The 1,671-nt window shown below is 36.4% G+C and carries 1 protein-coding gene and 1 pseudogene; both read right to left on the bottom strand.

Annotated elements, in window-relative coordinates; translation table 11 throughout:
• Positions 1-468: 468 nt before the first annotated feature.
• On the bottom strand, positions 469-654 hold the full coding sequence (locus BU804_RS10240) for a hypothetical protein (RefSeq protein ID WP_075883988.1): 186 nt from the start codon (positions 652-654) through the stop codon (positions 469-471).
• A gap of 426 nt (positions 655-1,080) precedes the next feature.
• A pseudogene (locus BU804_RS11645) lies at positions 1,081-1,671 on the bottom strand (IS5 family transposase); the annotation flags it as partial.

The raw sequence follows: 1,671 nt of genomic DNA, 5'->3' as shown, positions 1-1,671 counted from the left end.
ATCTACAACTATTTGAAACAAACAATTTTCGTCAAGCCCTGCAGCTTGTAAAATTGATTTGTCAATGACAATGGCTTTACTATTTCCATGTTGAACTAAATGTTTAACTTGCATAATACACCTCTCGTATAAATCAATATTACTACATTATAAATTTAACGTATATACAAGTGTCATAACGAGGTCTTTTTTTATTACGGTATAAGTAAATATAAACGAATTGAAAAGGTCACCAAAAAACTTTTTGTGCTAGACAAAAAATCACAAAAAGTTTTGTTCGCGCATCTTTTATTTTTGGATATGGATTTTCACTGCATATTCTTGAGAAATAGCTAGATTATAAACAACATCAATTCCTTCATGTGAAATTGTTTACAAAGACCGCTATTCAATTTTTGTCTCGCAATCAGGCTTTTTGTACGCTTATCCGACAATTGCCCGATTGTGCGTCTTAATATACCAATTATACTATGATAATTTTAATAATTTGTTGCTTAAATTATTTAAACGAGGATCTCCGCTTTTAAATCTTAAAGCATAAGACTTAGCGTAAACACCAGGACAAACCTGAGCTGAAATCATGCATTCTTCTTTAGACTGGCTTTTTTCTTTAAGTGATGTCTCTTTTTCGGTAGGTTGCGTTTTGGATTTCATATTTTATCTCTTGTATGTTCCCTTCATATTACTAAGGAGAAGCAAAAAAGTAAATATTCACTATTTCCCAAGTCAAGCAAATGTCCGCTCAACTACTTAAGCGTCTGGGCTATATTTTAAAGCTTTTATTTGTGCGTTTGACAAATTCCAGAGAGATTTTATGGATCGCCGGAGAAATTTTTCCATCACCTGTCTGTAGCCTTACCTTGAATACGATCCATTTTATTTTTTTAGCTGTCCTAAGTTATGGCCGGTTAATAAAATCCGTACGCAATGTAATATATTTAACTTATTCAGATAAGCAAAAAAAATTGGTAAAGAGGGAATCCTTTTTTGATTGCATTTTCATCGATATTTTTATACTGTAGTGGATTAGTAAATATTGATTTAAAGCATCTGTGAGAGGGGGAGCACTAGATAGTGTAGTCACGAGACTTCTGCCCATATAGCAATACATCTAATATGGACTGCAGCCAAGAATGAGGCTGTGTTCTTTGCATAACGGGTCTTTATTTCTCTCCAGCGCTTCAAATGTAAAAATGCATTTTCCACCAAATGCCTTAACTTAATAGAGATCTTTATCGTATTCTCGACCAGTTATGCGATTCTTTCGTGGAGGAATCACTACTTGCATTCCCTGACTTATAGCTTGCTCAACGATTGTGTCACTATCATATCCTTTGTCTGCCAGTAACCACTCAGCTGTAAGACCAGCGATCAAATTGCTTGCTTGAGTACAATCTGCTGTTGTGCCTTCTGTAATAATGACCCTGATCGGCAGACCATGCGCATCCACGGCAAGATGCAATTTTGTATTGAGCCCCTTTTTGTACGACTCATGCTCTGATTACCACCTTTAGCTCCCGCTGCATGAGGATGCACTTGACAATGCGAAGCATCTATCACAAGCCATTCATAATCTGGATCGTCAATCAGCACCTCAAGCAACCTTTCCCAGACTCTCTGATTGCGCCATCGGATAAATCGCCGATGAGTATTGCTCCAACCACCGTAATC

Origin of the sequence: Candidatus Protochlamydia sp. W-9 (genome assembly GCF_001950615.1) — a bacterium.
Lineage (GTDB): Bacteria > Chlamydiota > Chlamydiia > Chlamydiales > Parachlamydiaceae > Protochlamydia > Protochlamydia amoebophila.
The sequence above is the reverse complement of the archived record's forward strand: the minus strand, read 5'-3'. Positions and strand labels throughout refer to the sequence as shown.